General features: G+C 61.5%; 19 protein-coding genes and 1 pseudogene. 10 read left to right on the top strand and 10 right to left on the bottom strand.

Annotation, left to right across the window (positions count from 1 at the left end; all coding sequences use genetic code 11):
• The first annotated feature begins 54 nt into the window (after positions 1-54).
• On the top strand, positions 55-1155 hold the full coding sequence (locus ABNX08_RS23835) for an acyltransferase (RefSeq protein ID WP_022535022.1): 1101 nt from the start codon (positions 55-57) through the stop codon (positions 1153-1155).
• A 137-nt stretch (positions 1156-1292) separates the two neighbouring features.
• Positions 1293-2541, top strand: a pseudogene (locus tag ABNX08_RS23840) (DUF4158 domain-containing protein); the annotation flags it as partial.
• A gap of 118 nt (positions 2542-2659) precedes the next feature.
• Here ABNX08_RS23840 and ABNX08_RS23845 read toward each other — a convergent pair.
• Both ABNX08_RS23845 and istB read right to left on the bottom strand, forming a co-directional pair.
• Positions 2660-2881 (bottom strand): hypothetical protein, encoded by a 222-nt coding sequence (locus ABNX08_RS23845; RefSeq protein ID WP_022535025.1) that lies wholly within the window; start codon positions 2879-2881, stop codon positions 2660-2662.
• Positions 2878-3654, bottom strand: coding sequence for an IS21-like element helper ATPase IstB (gene istB / locus ABNX08_RS23850; protein ID WP_041681427.1), 777 nt, complete (start codon positions 3652-3654; stop codon positions 2878-2880). The genes ABNX08_RS23845 and istB overlap by 4 nt, the downstream gene beginning before the upstream one ends.
• Before the next feature lie 113 nt (positions 3655-3767).
• Here istB and ABNX08_RS23855 point away from each other — a divergent pair, with 113 nt between their 5' ends.
• From ABNX08_RS23855 to ABNX08_RS23865, 3 genes are read left to right on the top strand one after another with little or no spacing between them, the layout of a single operon-like run.
• On the top strand, positions 3768-4178 hold the full coding sequence (locus ABNX08_RS23855) for a tyrosine-type recombinase/integrase (RefSeq protein ID WP_367576167.1): 411 nt from the start codon (positions 3768-3770) through the stop codon (positions 4176-4178).
• A complete protein-coding gene (locus ABNX08_RS23860) occupies positions 4126-4482 on the top strand; it encodes a tyrosine-type recombinase/integrase (protein ID WP_022535028.1) in 357 nt (118 codons plus the stop codon). The genes ABNX08_RS23855 and ABNX08_RS23860 overlap by 53 nt, the downstream gene beginning before the upstream one ends.
• The gene (locus tag ABNX08_RS23865) at positions 4479-5279 is read left to right on the top strand and encodes a tyrosine-type recombinase/integrase (RefSeq protein ID WP_022535029.1); all 801 of its coding nucleotides are present in this window, start codon (positions 4479-4481) and stop codon (positions 5277-5279) included. Before ABNX08_RS23860 ends, ABNX08_RS23865 begins: the two co-directional genes overlap by 4 nt.
• A 137-nt stretch (positions 5280-5416) precedes the next feature.
• Here ABNX08_RS23865 and ABNX08_RS23870 read toward each other — a convergent pair whose 3' ends face one another.
• The 4 genes from ABNX08_RS23870 to ABNX08_RS23885 all read right to left on the bottom strand — a co-directional run bounded on the left by ABNX08_RS23870 (position 5417) and on the right by ABNX08_RS23885 (position 9479).
• Entirely contained in the window at positions 5417-6535 is a 1119-nt protein-coding gene (locus tag ABNX08_RS23870) for an IS630 family transposase (RefSeq protein WP_374063665.1), read from the bottom strand.
• Positions 6536-6577: 42 nt separating this feature from the next.
• Positions 6578-7495, bottom strand: coding sequence for a tyrosine-type recombinase/integrase (locus ABNX08_RS23875; RefSeq protein WP_022535031.1), 918 nt, complete (start codon positions 7493-7495; stop codon positions 6578-6580).
• Positions 7492-8343 carry a tyrosine-type recombinase/integrase gene (locus ABNX08_RS23880; protein WP_349604495.1) on the bottom strand — a complete coding sequence of 284 codons (852 nt, stop codon included), beginning with the start codon at positions 8341-8343 and terminating at the stop codon, positions 7492-7494. The genes ABNX08_RS23875 and ABNX08_RS23880 overlap by 4 nt, the downstream gene beginning before the upstream one ends.
• Positions 8344-8423: 80 nt before the next feature.
• Positions 8424-9479 carry a site-specific integrase gene (locus ABNX08_RS23885; RefSeq protein WP_349604492.1) on the bottom strand — a complete coding sequence of 352 codons (1056 nt, stop codon included), beginning with the start codon at positions 9477-9479 and terminating at the stop codon, positions 8424-8426.
• Between the two features lie 527 nt (positions 9480-10006).
• Between ABNX08_RS23885 and ABNX08_RS23890 the strand changes: the two genes are divergently transcribed.
• A complete protein-coding gene (locus ABNX08_RS23890) occupies positions 10007-10909 on the top strand; it encodes a restriction endonuclease (RefSeq protein ID WP_349604502.1) in 903 nt (300 codons plus the stop codon).
• A gap of 359 nt (positions 10910-11268) precedes the next feature.
• On the opposite strand, the gene ABNX08_RS23895 is transcribed toward ABNX08_RS23890, so the two are convergent.
• Both ABNX08_RS23895 and ABNX08_RS23900 read right to left on the bottom strand, forming a co-directional pair.
• Positions 11269-11682, bottom strand: a complete 414-nt coding sequence (locus tag ABNX08_RS23895; RefSeq protein WP_022535035.1) for a PAAR domain-containing protein — start codon at positions 11680-11682, stop codon at positions 11269-11271.
• 10 nt (positions 11683-11692) lie between these two features.
• Positions 11693-12319, bottom strand: a complete 627-nt coding sequence (locus tag ABNX08_RS23900; RefSeq protein ID WP_022535036.1) for a phage baseplate assembly protein V — start codon at positions 12317-12319, stop codon at positions 11693-11695.
• 229 nt (positions 12320-12548) lie between these two features.
• On the opposite strand from ABNX08_RS23900, the gene ABNX08_RS23905 reads away from it, so the two are divergent.
• The gene (locus tag ABNX08_RS23905) at positions 12549-12728 is read left to right on the top strand and encodes a hypothetical protein (protein ID WP_349604489.1); all 180 of its coding nucleotides are present in this window, start codon (positions 12549-12551) and stop codon (positions 12726-12728) included.
• Positions 12729-12923: 195 nt separating this feature from the next.
• Here the strand turns inward: ABNX08_RS23905 and ABNX08_RS23910 are convergent, their stop codons facing one another.
• Positions 12924-13469, bottom strand: a complete 546-nt coding sequence (locus tag ABNX08_RS23910) for a hypothetical protein (protein ID WP_349604487.1) — start codon at positions 13467-13469, stop codon at positions 12924-12926.
• A gap of 36 nt (positions 13470-13505) precedes the next feature.
• Here ABNX08_RS23910 and ABNX08_RS23915 point away from each other — a divergent pair, with 36 nt between their 5' ends.
• From ABNX08_RS23915 to ABNX08_RS23925, 3 genes are all read left to right on the top strand, one after another.
• Positions 13506-13718, top strand: coding sequence for a hypothetical protein (locus ABNX08_RS23915; protein WP_374063704.1), 213 nt, complete (start codon positions 13506-13508; stop codon positions 13716-13718).
• Between the two features lie 99 nt (positions 13719-13817).
• Entirely contained in the window at positions 13818-14105 is a 288-nt protein-coding gene (locus ABNX08_RS23920; RefSeq protein ID WP_374063705.1) for a hypothetical protein, read from the top strand.
• 774 nt (positions 14106-14879) lie between these two features.
• The gene (locus ABNX08_RS23925) at positions 14880-15971 is read left to right on the top strand and encodes a porin (RefSeq protein ID WP_041681046.1); all 1092 of its coding nucleotides are present in this window, start codon (positions 14880-14882) and stop codon (positions 15969-15971) included.
• A gap of 657 nt (positions 15972-16628) precedes the next feature.
• Here the strand turns inward: ABNX08_RS23925 and ABNX08_RS23930 are convergent.
• Complete coding sequence (locus ABNX08_RS23930; protein ID WP_349604484.1) at positions 16629-16889, bottom strand: hypothetical protein; 261 nt, start codon at positions 16887-16889, stop codon at positions 16629-16631.
• Between the last annotated feature and the right edge of the window lie 39 nt (positions 16890-16928).

Genomic DNA, 16928 nt, shown 5'->3' on the forward strand with positions numbered 1-16928 from the left:
TGCTCCCGTTCTGCGGATCGGGCAATGCCTTCTGGCTAAGTGATAGAGGTCGTGATGAAAAAGCTCGAAGCACTGGAAAGCATCCGAGGATTCTCCGCAGCGTATGTATTCGTGCACCACCTGCACCCTTTCCCCGGCACAATCTTCGAGTGGCTATTCCGATTTGGGCAGGAAGCGGTTATCTTGTTCTTCCTTGTGTCCGGGTTCGTCATCTACCACTCATGTGCGTCGGCGAAGCGGCCGCAGACAGTCGCATCATTTCTGCGTGCACGGGCGATCCGCATTTATCCCATCTTCCTTGTGGCGCTGCTGCTGGCCGCGCTGGTCGCCGCCTTAACGGACCGCGCGGACTGCATCCAGCCGACTTCGCTGATGGCGAACCTGCTCATGTTGCAGGATCTGCCTACTATCAAGCACGGTGCCTGGTTCGCTCCGTTCTGCTCAAACATCGCGCTGTGGTCGCTGTCGTATGAGTGGTGGTTCTATCTCGGATTTGCGTGGCTGTTTCTGCGGCCTTTGCGCCTGTCCGTGACGGTGCAACGCTGGATCGTGGCAAGTATCAGCCTGTTTGGCACTGCGAGCTATCTCGTGTATCCGAGCCAGCCTGCACTGTTTGCAAGCTACTTTGCAATCTGGTGGGCTGGACTGGAACTGGCGCGGCAGTATCGGGAGGAATCCGCGCTCACCTTTCGCGCGCAGCGGTTCCCTCTGCTGCTCGTCGCGGCAAGCGCAGTGATATGGCTGATCCCTGCGATTCACGCCCTGGTCATGCATGCCTATATATCGCCCGGGCTGGAACCGTTCGGCCAGATTCGCCACTTCGGTGCCGCACTGTTGTTCCTGGTGGCCGGCATTGCCCTGTCACGCGTGGCGTCGCTCCCGCGGCGACCGCTCCTGTTGTGCAGCAAGCTGGCACCGATCTCCTACGGCCTGTATGCCACGCACTATCCCATCTTGAATTTCGTAAGCTCGCTGGATCTGGGCAAGCTGCAGACGTTCGCCGTGGCAACGCCTATCGCGTTGCTTGTCGCCTATCTGGTCGAGATTGTCATGCAGCCCAGAATCTCCGCACTATTTTCCGGACGCTCCCGCAGGCAGCCCACGCCCCGAGCGACGCTTGAAAGCGATTCAGGACGATCAAAGGAAAAGATTTAGCGGGATTATGCCAATCTAGAATCAGTTGAGCCACCGTAGGAATTTAGGCGAGGTGCTGGTTTGCGTCATGTCGCTTACAGCGCCCTATGTACCCGCATAGACTTCTCAGTTGCCCATGATGCTGTGGGGAGAGCTTCCAGCTCGTTTGCCGCCGGGCCTTCGGTCGGCCGTTGGACCGGTTTGCTGCCGTTCCGCGCAATCTCCTTCGGTACCTGTGCGAAGCTTTCTCCGCGCCGCTGCTGTCGATTGCCAACCTGAAGACGCTGTACCAACGACGCCCGACGTTGTACGAGCATCAGCAATGGGTCAAGGAGCACCTTGGCATCAAGGCGCTCGATGTCACCAGCCAGGCCGCTTTGCTGGAGATGCTCCGCGTGCAAGCTGCCGCAGCGGCACACGTGGATGAACTTGTAACCACCGCCCAGCGATGGCTCTACGATCGCTGCCGCCTCATTCCCGGCCAGCGCCAGATCACCGACTTGGCACGGCATGCATTTTCCGCCTACGAGGCGCAAATGCTGGCAGCGGTCAACCGCGCAGTGCCGGCAGCCACGCTGCAGCACTGCATGGAATCCGTCCGCAGTCCACGGGCTGACGGCTCTGCAACACACCTCGAGTGGATCAAGGCGCCCTCCAGGCGGAACGGCCCCAAGAACCTCGCTGAAACGCTGGACAAGGTCCGCTACCTGAAGTCCCTCGCTGTGCACGAGTGGAACCTGGATGACATCGCGTTGCCCAAACTGCGTGCCTATGCGCAGAAGGTACAAGCAAGGCGCCCGGCCAAGACCAAAGCACTGAAGGAGAGCACCCAGGCGCTTGAACTGGTGTGCTTTCTACGGATGAGTTTGCTGGAACTCACCGATATCGCGATGCACCAGATCAGCCGACGCAGCCAGGATCTGTTCCGACGCGCGGCCAGCACGGCGCAGTCGACGCACACCCGTTCTGCCGTGGAAGACAGGCAGCAGGCGCTCAAGGCCAAGGCCGTTCTGCAAGACAAGAGCAAGTCCACCAAGCAGCGAGTGGATGAAGCCCTGAAGCACCTGGCCATCGTCACCGACGCGGCGCAATCGAGCTTTGCGTCACACGTGCGCCGCGGCGCAGACCGGTGACCATCAGCGGGTTCACGCTCTGCTGTCGGGCCTGGAAGACCTGGAATTCGGCGGCAGGGAGGACGATCCCGGCTTTGCGAACCTCAAGGCGTGGCGCGACATGCAGACGAGGAAGCTCAATGCTCTGCCAGAAGACTTTGTGGAGACCGGCGTTGGCACGGCGTGGCATGACCTCGTCCATGACCCTGACCCAAAGCGCGGCTATCAGGCCTTCGCTGCCTGCACGATGATGTCGCTACGAAAGAGCCTGCGTCGGGGCAGCGTATGGATTGACTGTTAGCGGCGGTGTAAAACCGCTCATAAACGGCGGCGCAAGGTTGAGCGTAACGCTCAACAATAAAGGGGCCGCAGGCCCCTTTGGTTTCGAATCGACGTGATGCGCGCGGCGGACGTCAGAACGGGTCGTGCGGATCGTCGTCCGGCGGATGGTGATGGGTCTGACGGTCTTGCCGGGTCAGGTCCTGGATCTGGCACGCGTAGTACGAACTGACGACTTCGCGCAGATCGTCGAGCAGTTCGAACACGGCGAGTGCCTGCTCGGGGGTCCAGTCGTCAGGCACGATGAACGGCAAGCCGCGCCGGCGGCCCGAGGGGGGCAACGGGGTGTGGCTCATTCAGAGGCTCCTTTTTCCGTGATGACCTTCTTCGCTGCCCGCTGTCGGGAGCGGGACTCGGTGCGCTCGCGCGCTTCCTTCAGGCGATAGGACTCGCCCTCGATCGCGATGACCTCGGCGCGATGCACCAGCCGGTCGACCAGCGAGACGACACAGGCGGCGTTCGGGAACACCTCCGACCATTGCCCAAACGGCTTGTTGGTCGTGACGATCGTACTGCGGGTCTCATAGCGGCGGCTGATCAGCTCGAACAGCAGGTCGGCATGACGGTTCGAGTACGAGAGGTAGCCGACTTCGTCGATCACCAGCACGTCTGGCGCGGCGTAGCGGTGCAGGCGCTTGCGCAAGGCGGAGTCGCTGTCGAGCGCCGCCAGCTCGCCGAGTATTTGCCCCGCGGAGGTGAACAGTACCGTGTGGCCATGGATGAGCGCCTGGTGTGCCACGTTCTGTGCGAGCGTCGACTTGCCCACGCCGTTCGGGCCAATGAACACCACGTTGGTCGCCTCCTTGAGGAAGGCGAGCGACATCAACTCCTCGATGGCCGCGCGATCGATGCGTTCGGGCCATTTCCAGTCGAAGTCGCTCAGGGCCTTGAACCTGCCCAGCCGCGCGGCACGCACGCGCCGCTGCAGCGAGCGGTGGGCGCGCTCGTGTTCTTCCCACTGGATGAGCGGGGCGACCCAGTCGGCATCGCCCACCTCGGACCAGTGCTCCACCAGCCCGTTCAGGCGCAAGGCTTGCGCGCGTGCGCGCAGGGAGTCAGCGAGGGTCATGATCATCATTTTCCTCTGGTCAGTTGATCGTAGGTATCGAGCCGGTGCGGCTGCACCATCGAACCAATCTGCTACCGCTTACCGCAGATCATCTGCGCCAGTTCTTCACCGAGATGCTCCAGCGATGGAGTGTCGCCAGCGCCGGAACGTTGGCCGGCGCGCTGCGTAGCTACCTCCGGTATCGCGCCACACACGGCGACGCTGTGAATCACTTGATCTCGGCGATCGCTCGCCCGCCGAACTGGCGACTGGCACCGTTACCGCAAACGCTCACGGCGGCCGAGACGACCAGACTGCTCGGCGCATTCGGCCCCGGCGTTGCTTCGGCACGGCGCGGCTACGCGATGGTCCGGTGTCTCGTGGACCTAGGTCTGAGATCCAGCGAAGTCGTTGGCCTGAGCCTCGATGACATCGACTGGAAGAGCGGCACCGTGAGGCTGTGCCGGAACAAGTCGCGGCGAGTCGGACAGATTGCCGCTACCGCACAGCACGGGAAGTGCGATTGCCTCCTACCTCCAACATGAGCGGCCTTCATGCGCAGGTCGTCATCTTTTCGTGCGCTGTCGCGCCCCGGTGGAGCAACCGATCGGGGCAGCAACGGTGCGACGTGTCGTTCTCGAGGCTTTTCAACGCTGCGGGCTACCCCCAGTGCGGGCGCACGCGTTGCGCAACACGCACGCGGAACGCCTGCTCGATCATGGCGGAACGCTCAAGGACGTGGCCGACATCCTGCGTCATCGTGAGCTCAACACCACGATGATCTACGCGAAGGTGAACAATTCCAGCCTTGCCGAAGTTGCCATGCCGTGGCCGGGGAGCGCGTCATGAGCATTGACAACACCACCATGCTCGCTGCAGTGCAGCGGTATCTGGATGAGCGCCGCGGACTCGGTTTCAAGATGCGTTGCGGCAGCGAACTGCTACGATTCGCGCGTTACGCGGATGCCCGTGGCCATCGGGGCCCGTTGACACTCGACCTCCAGCTCGACTGGGCACAAGACGGGGTGCTGGGCTGCGGCCCAGCGACGTGGCACCGGCGGTTGAAGGTCCTGCGGCCGTTTTCGAAGCACTACCGGCAGTTCGAGCCGGAGTCGGTCGTTCCCGATGCTTTCACGTTTGGACGGGGCCATCAACGGCTGGCGCCACACATCTATTTCGAGTACGAGATCGTCGCCTTGCTGCAGGCAGCAGGCCAGCTGACACCAATCGGCGGCCTGCGGCCCGTCACGTATCAGACGTTGTTCGGGTTGCTTGCGTCGACCGGGATTAGGGTATCGGAGGCACGCAACCTGCGAGCTGACGACGTCGACTTGCGCAACGGCTGGATTTCTATTCGGCAGACGAAGTATCGGAAGTCGCGCCGCTTACCCTTGCATCCCAGCGTGGTGCAAGCCTTGCGGGAGTACGAGATCATTCGCGATTGCATCGTGCCACGTACTGCCGGCATGGCCTTTTTTCTGAGTCAGTCAGGAACTCCGCTGACTCAATCGATCGTCAACCACACCTTCGGACTGTTGCGCCGCAAGTTGGCCTGGGTGCCCCGCGGTGGGCATCCGATGCCTCGCATCCATGACATGAGGCATAATTCCGCGCCGCGAATTATTCCGAGTACTTCTTACAGATAGCCGAGCCGTATGGCAAATCCCGTGGTTGGGAGTGCATGCGACTCGGCATAATCAGAGGCTCTTCAGAAACGCCAAGACACGATCCTCGGGCTGGTACCGCACCGGGCGCACACCGGCGCTCACGGTCTTCGCCAGAGCTAGTGCAATGTTCCATTCTGTTTGGAACTTAAGCGGCGGTTGGCGCGAATGACCTTCTGTAGGATGTCGCGAGCGCTCTTGGTCCAGATGAACGGCTTGGGGTTGGTGTTGTGGTGAGCGATGTACTCGTTGATGGCGTCGACCAGTTCCGGCACGCTGGTGAATACGCCGCGGCGAAGTCGCTCGGTCGTGATGTCGCGAAAGAACCGCTCGACCATGTTCAGCCATGACGCCGAGGTGGGCGTGAAGTGCATGTTGATGCGCGGATGCTTGGCCAGCCAGTCTTGCACCGCAGGATGCTTGTGGGTGGCGTAGTTGTCGGCGATCAGATGCAGCGTTTTGTCCTTGGGCGTCTCGCGGTCGATCTTGCGCAGGAACTTCAGCCACTCGGTATGGCGGTGGCGCTGCTGGCACTGGGCGATGACCTGGCCATCGAGCACGTTGAGCGCGGCAAACAGCGTGGTCGTGCCGTTGCGCTTGTAGTCGTGCGTCATGGTGGCCGCACGTCCCTTCTTCAACGGCAAGCCGGGCTGCGTGCGATCCAGCGCCTGCACCTGGCTCTTCTCATCGCAGCACAGCACCAGCGCGTGCTCGGGTGGCGACATGTAGAGGCCAACGATGTCTTCAAGCTTCTCGACGAACCGCGGATCGCGCGAGACCTTGAAGCCGCGCACGATGTGCGGCTTCAACCCGTGGGCGTGCCAATGGCGCATGACGGTGCTGGCGCTCACGCCCAACTCGGCGGCCATCTTGCGCGTGCTCCAGTGCGTGGCCGCCACGGGCTTCGTTTGAGTGGTCAGCTCCACCAGCCGCGCCGTGTCCACCTTCACCGGCGGCGCACCGCGCGGCAAGTCGCGTTCGATACCGGCCAGCCCCGATTGGGCATACCGCTCACGCCAACGCGAGACCTGCACGCGTCCGACTCCCAACTGCTCGGCGATGTCCTTGTTCTGCAATCCGTTGGCGGCCAGCAGCACAATGCGCGCGCGCTGCGCCAGCCTCACGCTCGTGAGCTTCGACCGAACCAGCCTCGTCAACTTGGTTCGCTCCTCGTCGGTCAACATGATCTCGGGGGCAACTCGCACTCGCTCTCTCCACGCTGTATCGCAGTAGGGCATTGGAGACGCCGAATTCATATAAGTTCCATCAAGAACAGAACGCTACACTAGTTCCTTCAACTTCAAATCGGCGTGCACGTACATTGCGGTCGTCTCCACTGATTCATGCCCAAGCCACAGGGCGAGAACGGAACGGCCAACGCCGTGCTGTAGCAGATCCATTGCCAGTGTGTGTCTCAGGCAGTGGGGCGTTATGTGCTTGCGAGCCAGTGAGGGGCAGTGACGCCGGGCGGTTGCCAGGTGTTTCCCAAGCACATATTGCAGTCCGTCATGGCTGAGTTCTGTGCCCCGGGCATTGGGGAAGACGGGATCATCGGGGGCGCCGTGACGCTCTCTCAACCAGCTACGCAGCACTGTGACAGTCTCCTTGCGCAGCGGCGTACAGCGGACCTTGCGCCCCTTTCCGAGACAACGGACGTGGGCGCCGGGGCCGAGTACGATGTCCTGGCAGCGGAGGCCGATGAGTTCGGCGGCACGCAGTCCCGTTTGCACCGCGAGCAGCAGCATTGCATGATCGCGTCGTCCAGTCCAGTTGTCTAAAACCGGTGCCGCCAGCAGCGCCTCAACTTCAACTCGTGTGAGGAACTCGATTGGACGCCGAGTGTAGCGTTTATTCGGCATACCGAGCACGCGCTGAGCCACCGCGCTGTATTGTGGCTCATGCAGCGCGACGTAACGGAAGAAGGAATGGATGGCTGCCAGGCGTACATTGCGGCTGCGGGCGCTGTTCTCACGTTCCTGTTCGAGATGGTCGAGGAACGCGCCGATTAAAGGCGCATCGAGTTCCGGCACCGTCAAGTCCGAAGGGGCCTTGTGAAGTCGTTCCTGTGCATAGTGCAGCAGCAGGCGAAAGGTGTCGCGATAGCTCAGAATGGTGTGTGGACTGGCTTGCCGCTGGCGCATCAGCCGATCGGTAAAAAACGCTTCCAGAAGAGCTGGGAAGCCGAATGTATCGTTCATGGCCGCTGTCCCCCCCTTGCTCCTTCCACCCTTCGCAACGCTTGTCGCAATAGCTGAGGAGTGGCGGTCAGGTACCAGTAGGTATCCGAGATATGCGTATGCCCGAGGTAGGTGGATAGTTCGGGCAGGTGCTTCTCGACGTCGATGCCGCGGCGATACCATCCGATCAGCGTGTTGATGGCTAACCGGTGGCGGAAGTCCAGCAGCCGGGGCCCTCGTGAGTCCCCCGCTTGGCGCAAGCCGATCTGGCGCGACAGGTTGACAAACGTGTAGCGTACGCTCCACTCGGTCAGACGAATGCCACGGTCGGACAGGAAGAAACTTGGGCTTTGTGGGTTGGGACACAGACGATCGCGCCGAGTGGCGTAGCGCTGCAGGGCACGTTGCGTGGAAGGATGGACCGGTAAGTAGCGCGACTTGCCGAACTTGGCGCCATGAATCGTCAATACTCCGCTCGCAAGATCCACTGCATCACGATCAAGCTGTAATGGCTCGTTGGTGCGCATGCCAGTAACCGCGTACAAGCCAAATAGCGTGGAATACGTGAGTGGCCGCAGCCCGATGATGGACGGCAGCTGTTGTGCCGCATGGATGAGGCGGATGACTTCCTCATCGCGGTATATGTACGGAGACGACCGGGCTTGTCGATAAGGGAGCAGGTCCGGCGGTGGCACAACGGTGCGCGGATCAGTTGCGCTGCAGTACTGCGCGAAACGGCGCACCATGCCGAGGCGATTCGCCCACTGCGCTTGTGCGCTCTCTGGCTGAGTGGCCCACTGCAATGCCAGCTCTGTCGTGATGTATGTGGCGCCGGCGTGTTCTGCAAAATCGACGAACCGTTGCAGCATTCGGCCTGTCAGACGTAGCTTGACTCCGAGGGCGCGGCGCACGCCAAGATACTCATTGAGGGAGGTTCGTAACGTGCTCATTAGACACCCCCCGGCCAAGGTTGCGCGATACCTCGCAGTGCCCGGATATCCACCTTTGCATAGATCTGCGTGGTGTCGGGTTGGACATGGCGTAGTAACTGACCGATCTCGTCCAGAGAAGCACCCTTACGCAACATGTTTGTGGCGAGGGAATGACGCAGCAGATGGGCTCCTTTGAATGCCGGATCGAACCCAGCACGCGCGAGCGCTCGGCGCACTACATCGCAAATGGCGGCGGATCCGGAGAATCCACATCGCGGTGCCTTCATGCGGACGAAGACGCGCCGCGTCAGGCAAGGAGGGCGAACGTAACGGAGATAATGAACCAGTGCCGAGCCGACATCTCGCGGCAGCGGCAATCGTTCTGGGCGGTCGCCTTTGCCGTGTACAACGAACTCGCCAGCCTGCCAGTCGAAATCATCCAGGGTCATCGCAACCACTTCGCCAGCGCGCAAACCGAGCCGGGCCAGAAACAGAAGGATCGTGAAGTCGCGCTGGCCTATCAGGGTTCCGCGGTCACAGCAGGTGAGCAGACGTTCGATCTGATCGCTCGTGAGCGAGATGGGTAGGTGCGACAACCGCCAGTTCGCGACGGTCGGCACCGCAGCAGCGAGATCCAAAGCGATGGCGCCTCGCTGATGCAGAAAGCGCAAAAAGCTACGCAACGCCGTGACCATCAACTTGGCATAGCTTCGTCGAACATGGCGAGCTCGTTCAAGAATAAACCGATGAATATCGTGCAGACGTAGTTCGTCAAGACACGGCTCCTGGCGCCTAAAACGGTGGACAAGAAAGCGTCGCACCGTGCGCAGGTAGTTCTCCACGGTAGCGGGCTTAAGCCCGCGCTCCGAACGGAGGAATCGCGCGAAGTCGCGCTCGATCAGACCCAATGCGGTGTCGTCGATCGACTCAGGAGGCATCGGTATGCAACCGAGCCCGCGCAGATATAGGAGCAGTTGCCAACCGGTGCGCTCATCGCCGCGCCTGGTGCCACGTCGGCGGTGGTATGCCAGAAACAGCCCAAGCCGTTCATCGTCGAGGTCGGTGACTTGCATCTTGCGACGCTGAAGCCAACCGCTGAGAGCAACGAGTAGTTGTAGCTTCGTCTGTACTGTTGACAGGGCATAACCCTGCCTTCCAAGGAACGTTGCGAATCCCTCAATATGGGCGCTCAACGGGCCCGCGCATGAACACGTCGCCCACGCTTTGCCAACACAGTGCCGCTCTGACATGGCCTGTCTCCTCCAAACTCCGGCAAACTCGCCAGCTATAGGAGACCACAGGATTATGCCGAGTCGCTGCCCCCCAAAACCACGGGATTTGCCATACGGCTCGGCTATCTGTAAGAAGTACTCGGAATAATTCGCGGCACGGAATTATGGCGAAATCCGTGAAGTCACCAGGGTATATGCCGGCTGCTCGGCCACCCGTAGTCGGTGGGGTGTTGGCCTGTTGCAACCCGCCGTGTATATCAGATCAGGTAGATTTGCCGATGGCGGGATGCCGCCGCATGAGATGAAGAACAACAACAGGTAGAGAAATGGGTCGCAGGAGAAAGGAGCCCTCGCTTAGCGAGGTGTTGATGGATGCGCCGTGGTGGGTATCCGCCGCGCTGGCCGTGGGTGCCTATATTGTGTTTCGCGCGGTCGTGCCAGCGATATTCGCGTCGAGACCGTTGTTGACGGGCATTTCCGTGTTAAGCCAGTCGTTAGCCTGGGTTCCCGCCGCCATGTTCGGCTTCCTGGGTGTGCTGTCATACATCCGTGCGCGAGGTAGGGCAGGGACCAGCAAGCAAGAAGTCCCGATCAGGGCTCGGCGCTTCCGCACGAGCCGACCGTCCTCGCCGCCCAAGTCACCCCGGTCCTCCAGTGAATCCGCCAAGTCAAAGGAGGTCGTTGGCCCGCCAGCGCGGACAGTACCCGTACCGGAGAAGCCAGAAATCAATAGCTGGACGCTGGATGCCCTCAAGCAGTTAGAGTGGAAGCGATTTGAGCTACTTTGTGTTGGGTACTACGAGGCGATGGGGTTCACGGTCAAGACCGTCCCCCATGGGCCCGATGGCGGCATCGATGCTACTTTGTACAAGGCTGGCCTGGATGTTCCCGTGGCCGTGGTCCAATGCAAAGCATGGAGTAAGCCGGTGAAGGTGGAACAGGTCCGCGCACTTGCCGGCGTCATGCACGAACACAAGGTGCGTCGAGGCGTTTTTTGGTCGTTGTCTGGCTATGTCGGGCGGCCGGTGCAGGAGTCTGCAGAGCGGGCCGGCATTCAATTACTTGATGGTGCCGGAATCGTCGAACGGATTCGCGCACTCGATCAGTATAAGCAATCGACGTTACTGAAGCAGGCGTTTCGGGGCGACTACCTGACGCCGACATGCGCTGCCTGCGGAATCAAGATGGTGGAGAGGAAAGGGCCCGCCGGCCCATTCTGGGGTTGCCAAAACTATCCCGGTTGCAAGGTTAGACTGGCCCGCAACGTCTAGGAACCGGCTCGATCAATCATCGCCGCCACGCTCTCAGGCAACAAGGTTACTCTCGGGAAAGGCTGGTTCTTCGGCAGGCTCGAGCGCCGATTTTCTGGCCTTGATACTAGGTTGCCAGGTATGTCTCATGAACGGTCTGCGGCATCGCCAAAGCTAGTCTGCATCACTGGAGAGCCAGAGCAGCGTGGACGCCGGCAAAGACCTGCCGCCCCTATCCGGTCGGCTCTTCCCGACCCAGAGCAGTCACCCGGATTTCTACAAAGCGGCCAGTCAAGCCTGCGATCCGGGGGGGCCTTCGGCGAATAGCGCTAGCACGACAGAGAACGTCGCCCGTGTCGTGAAACGGGCCGCCGCCATCACTATCCCATCATGACCGTGGAGAGGCCGATCACCTGCACCTTCGGCGGTGGCGCTTGCGGGCCGACCGGCGGAATGTCGTGGCACGTTTCGCAGAAGTCGCCCATGCGCGCGGCGGCGTGGCCGTTGATCCGTACCGTGAGGCTGCCCATCACGACCCGTCCAAGGTTTGTCGGCGGCACCTGGAAGGTGCCCGACGTTGGGATGTGCGGCGGGACGTTTTGCGCCATCGAGCCGACCCTTGCGGCGGGTCGCCCGTTAATGCGCACGTTCGCGCTCGTGTTGATCGTGATCCTACCGTTGAAAGGAAATGGCTGCGGCGTCGGCACGGGGCCGCCTGGGCTCGGCACGAGCACCATGTGAATATCCGCGGCGTTAACGATGCTGTCGCCTAGCTTGGCGGCGGCTTGTCCCATGGAGTGCTCCTCAGTTCAAGTCGATCATCGTGGCCGAGAGCTTCATGTTCTGGCCGCCTTGCAACTGCATCATCGAGTTCGAGAGCGCGACCTTCACGCTGCCTGACGTGTTTTGCACCGTTACCTGTGCGCCGCGGATCGTCACGCTGCCCTTCGCGCTGATCTCGAGATCGCCCTCGCTGCTGATTGAGACTTTGTTGCCCGCCGTATCGATCTCGATGCGGTTCTGGTTGTTGTCGACGATGACGATACCGCCTTTGCCTTGTTGCGAATCATCGAGCGTGATCGTCTTGCCGCTCTTGGTCCGGATCACGCGCATGTCCTGTTGCCGGTCCATTTCAACGGGCGGCGTCTGCGCGCCATCCCACAGGAAGCCGAGCACATAGACACGGCTCGCGTCGCCGTTCCCGAACGCGAGCAGCACGGTGTCGCCCTTCGCGGGCTGGAAGAACGCGCCGTAGCTAGGGCCTGCATAGAAGATCATGACCTGCAGCCATTCCGATTCGATCCGCGAGCCTTTCAGGATGAACTCCACGCGGATGCGGCCGAGGCCGGCCGGGTCTTGCGTGTCACTCACCGTGCCGGGCGTCACGCCGAGCGCTCGGCTGTCAAGCGAGAGCATTTCGCTAGGTGTCATATGCCAGTCCTCCGTAGCTTGTTTTCGGATCAACTTTCGCCGCCGTTCAGCGGCGATAGCCAAAGTGGTAGCCGCTTCGCAGATCGAGGGCCTTCGGTTTGTGGATTGTCCGAGATTTTGCAGATGCCGTCGACTGGCCGCTCTTGGCCGGGAAGCGCCTTCCGCCAGCCGGAAGGCGGTCGGCCCTTACTGGGCCAAGGCGCGGCGATAAGGCACGATAACGTTGCGCTTGTCGTGCGTCGTCTGCGCGCCGGTGTTCGCCCCCGAGCAGCGCCATCCGGTGGAGGTGGCGGCCGCCGAGCAGGGGCAGCTGCTGCCGGGCGAGAGCAGGCCTGCGGCGCAGTTGATGTACCAGAACGCAGCGGGCGCGGCTGACGCTATACATCGCACCGGCGGCGCCCACCCTTGAACCTGGAGAATCGCTGGGCAAGTTGCGCCGCGCGGGCCGGCATACCAGCGGCGGCGCCGGCTTGCGTAGCACGCGTATCACAGGGAATAAAGCGGGGCGTCCGTCCGCTTACATAATGACGGACTGCGCCGGTTGCGGTTATGCCCGTGCGGCGCAGCGGCTCGGCTGGTGCGCCTGGCGCCCGCTGCCGAGAATCTAGCGCCAGGTTTCCGGATGGCCCCCCAGGCTGCCGCAGACATCCATCGCCATGGCCTGCAGGCACGGCTCGTTCGCTTGGCCGGACAACGCGATGGCCGAGAAGGGCAAACCGATCTGCCCTGGGATACGGACGCTGTGCAGCGACGCCGGCCGCGCCGCGACGTCGGGCAACTGGCCTGCGGCAGATATCATGGGCAAGACGCTCGGTGGGGCGGCAGTGCTGCTCGCACGCCGGGCGCCAATTTGATATCGATATAAACAGGGATTTTGCATGGTGTATGGGCAATAAAACAAAACGTTAACCAATATGGGGGCGGCAGTACGAAGTCTGGCGAGGGTCCGCAGTGACCCGGCCGGCGGCAGGCAGCAACGCGGGCAACACATCATGAACGGGCACAGGCTTTGCCAGATCGCCCTGGCATTGGTGGCAGGGGCGGCAATGGCCGCCAGCGGTCCGGCGCTGGGCGCTGGACGCAGCGGCGGTGGCATCACGCTGGCGGCGGCTTTCACCACCACGGCTTTCACCACCACGGCTTTCACCATGGACGCTCGCGCGTGGCCGTCGTGGTTGGCGGCGGCTTGGGCTGGTGGGGGTATCCATACGGCTACTGGCCCTACCCGGATTACTACACCGGGTATTACGCGCCCGAGGCGCAATACATCGAGCAGGGTGATGCGTCGGACGCGAACGCATGGTGGTACCGCTACGACCAGCCTAGCGGCTACTACCCATACATCAAGAATTGTCCGGGCGGCTGGAAACCGGAGCCGGCCCAGTCGTCGTCCTCGTAGTGCGGGAGGTCCTACGATGAAGCGGCGTTCCCTTTCCCTCCTACTTGCGGTCACGCTCGGCCTGGGTGCCTGTACGGTGATGTGCCATCGGGCCCGAGCGTGATGGTGCTCCCGGGGAGCAACAAGACGTTCGACCAGTTTCGTGGCGATGACTACAACTGTCGCCAGTTTGCGCTGGGCCAGATCGGCGGCGTGAGCTCTCAGCAAGCCGCCAACACGCTCGATCCGATTACGGACTCGGCGGCCTTCTACGAAGATCACGCGGTAATCGGCGCCTTCTTCCAGGCTGGCGAAGCGGGGGAGAAGCGCGGGCGGGGGGGCGTTGGCACGTGCCTCGGACCCCTGCCAGTAAGCAAATTGATGGTGGCGTTCGGCGCTGACACGTAGAAGGGCGCCAGTGTAGGCCCACGTCGCGATGATCAGAGTTCAAGAAGCGCAGTTCAACGATGCAAAAGCGACGGTGCGATGGCCGGCGGTCGCTGAATAGGTGCCGACGTCGCCGGCTAGACCGCCCTATCCGTCAAGCCCACTTTGCTAGTGAAGCTTCAGAGCAACGGACAGCAGCTCCGCTCTGGGGTGTCTTATTCGTCGCGCGGGTATTCCCTCTGTTGAGTTTTATGCGTCCACACTATTTAATTCAACATGAATTAATTAATAAGACGCACATCGGCGAAGCGAGAGCTTGCCGCCACGTATCTGACGAGATGATGACGTCACTCTATAGAGGCACCCGGGGCTGTTTCCCGGTCTTCGCCCAGCACAGTCGCTCTCGCATCGCTTCGCCGCCAGGAAGAACAACCGTAGGAGACTAGATGTGGATGCCTTTGTTCAACGCATGGGCTTGCCGAGGCAGGCGAACGAGCACGCTATCGGGCGCCTCGCCGAGCTCCCGCCAGAGTTCGACAATGGGGTAAATCCATCAGGCTGAGACCGACCGAAATGACGTGACCGGTGCCATCGCGAGGTCGCCTCGATAGACAGGCCTGTGAGGCGCTGTCGGAGTCGCCAGTCATAAAAGGGCAAATCAGGGTGTGAGGTCTGTTCGAATTTCACGAACGGGCAGGGATGCTATTGCCTCCGACCTGACGAGATTCTGCGACGCGCAGCATGGGACTATTTTCGTAGCTAAGTCAGCAATTGAAGCTGGTGGTGGAGGGACAGATGTTTCTGAGGTATGGCAAGAAGCGGCAGTGTGCCAGGGCCGCTGTGGCGGCGATCATGCTGCTTGTGGCGGCGGTCGCGAATGCGCAGGGCAGTATCACCCTTTATGGGCGAGTTGCCGGCGGCGTCGACTATATGAACAAGATCGCCACCGGAAACGGGCAAACCGGCGGCTTGCTGCGTTACGGCAGCAATCAATGGGGGGTAAGCCTGTGGGGGCTCCGGGCCAGGGAGGACTTGGGTGGAGGCCTGAGCGCGGTGATGAATCTGGAGAGCGCATTTTCATCGGGTGACGGGCTGGGAGCGGGTACAGGCCTCTTCAGCCGCTACGCTGTTGTCGGGCTTTCCAGCAACACATATGGAACCCTGTGGCTCGGTCGCGCCATGGGGCTGCCTGACTCGGAGGGCTGGACCCTCGATCCGATGGGCATGCAGGCCACCAGCATTGGCACACTTCAAAATGGCAGAAGCTGGGGGTCCCGTGGTAATGCCATTACCTACACTTCACCAGACTGGGGAGGACTCTCGTTCCGGGCGCAGGCAGGCCTCAATGGTATGGCAGGCAATTTCAACGCCGGCAGGCAATTGGCTGGCAGTGTGAGTTTCGAGAACGGCCCCATTTTGATTAAGGGAATCTACGAAGAAATTCGAGATGCCGATGGGGAATTTACCAATCTATACACTGCTTCACGCCTGTATGAGGCCGGCGCCGCGTATGTGGTGGGCAGCCTGAAGCTGTTCGGGGGCTATAGTCTCACACGCTCCGGCGGCGCAACAGTGGCAGATGCCGACAATCCGATGGCCGCCAATAAGCAGCAACAGTTCTGGTTTGGCGCGAATTACCAGGCATCGCCAGCGCTGACGCTGATTGGTGGTGCATACAGGGCAATCCGGAACCATGCTGCCGGCAATGGAACCTTGCTGGCACTGGGCGCAAATTACTATTTCTCGAAGCGCACCCTGCTTTACGGGACGGTTGGTACCGTCTTGAACGGCGGGAATGCGGTGTTCTCAGTCGAGGCCGGCAGCAACAAGCCTCTGGCGGGTGCAAGTCAGCAGGGCATCTATACCGGCATCGTGCACCGATTCTGACTTGCAGGCATCCGACGCGATGCACGGGCAATATCGCGCTTAGGTGAGGCGACAGACCCAATGCATCAAGCGAAAAGCTTTTGTGGTCGAAGGGGGTAGGGCAATCGACCGACGCGCAACTCATAAGGCCGCTGACTTGCTGACCCCGACCACTCTGGATCGGCCGAGGAAGGGACATCCGACCGCTCCACACCGAATGTCCAGCGCCGCTATTGGCCCTCCCGTGGGAGAGGGCGGCTGGCCGCTCCAACTGCCGAAGCGGTCAATCAACCAGTGGAGCGAGTGGCGGCTGCGCCATCGCCCATTGACGCCGCATTGCCGAAGCCATCGGTTGTATCTCCTGCGATACAAGGTACAGCCGAAAATCTAGACATAATTGCCGGTTATGTCGCACGACCTAGCCGCCGGTACCGGCCACCTCCGCTGCCAACGACGCGCTTCACCGGCCAGGGTGAGGCTGAGCAGCGAGGTGCCGCCGCCGGTAAGGTGCCCGGTTGTCTCTTGCCGACCCCTCACGGAGATTCGCATAGCACACTGCGAGCGACCGAAGCTTGGTGCTTTTCGGCCATAGGCGATGTCCCCCACTTTGCAGCACCCTACTTGAAAGCGGATGCTGACTTGCAGGCACCGGTCTAGCTTGCAAGCGAGCGGGCATGCTCAATCGCGAGCTGGTTGCTCGCTGCGCTGCCACCCTCCACCGGGTGACTGGAAGAGGTCCACCTGGTAGTACGCCGCCTGTGCGTCCGAACTGGCAAGCGCCGCGTCGGTATCGGCCAGCGTGCGGTCGGCGTCGAGGCTTGAAAGGTAAGGCACGCGTCCGCCCTGATAGAGCCGACGTTGTTCGAGGGCAGCCACGCTGGCCTGGTCGCGTGCCTCGCGTAGGGAGGCGTTGCGCCCTAGGCTCAGCTGGTTGCCCATGCCAAACTCAGCAAGAAGACGGCGACCGGCGTTAGCCGG

This window comes from Cupriavidus sp. DF5525 (assembly GCF_040149425.2).
GTDB classification, from domain to species: domain Bacteria; phylum Pseudomonadota; class Gammaproteobacteria; order Burkholderiales; family Burkholderiaceae; genus Cupriavidus; species Cupriavidus pickettii_A.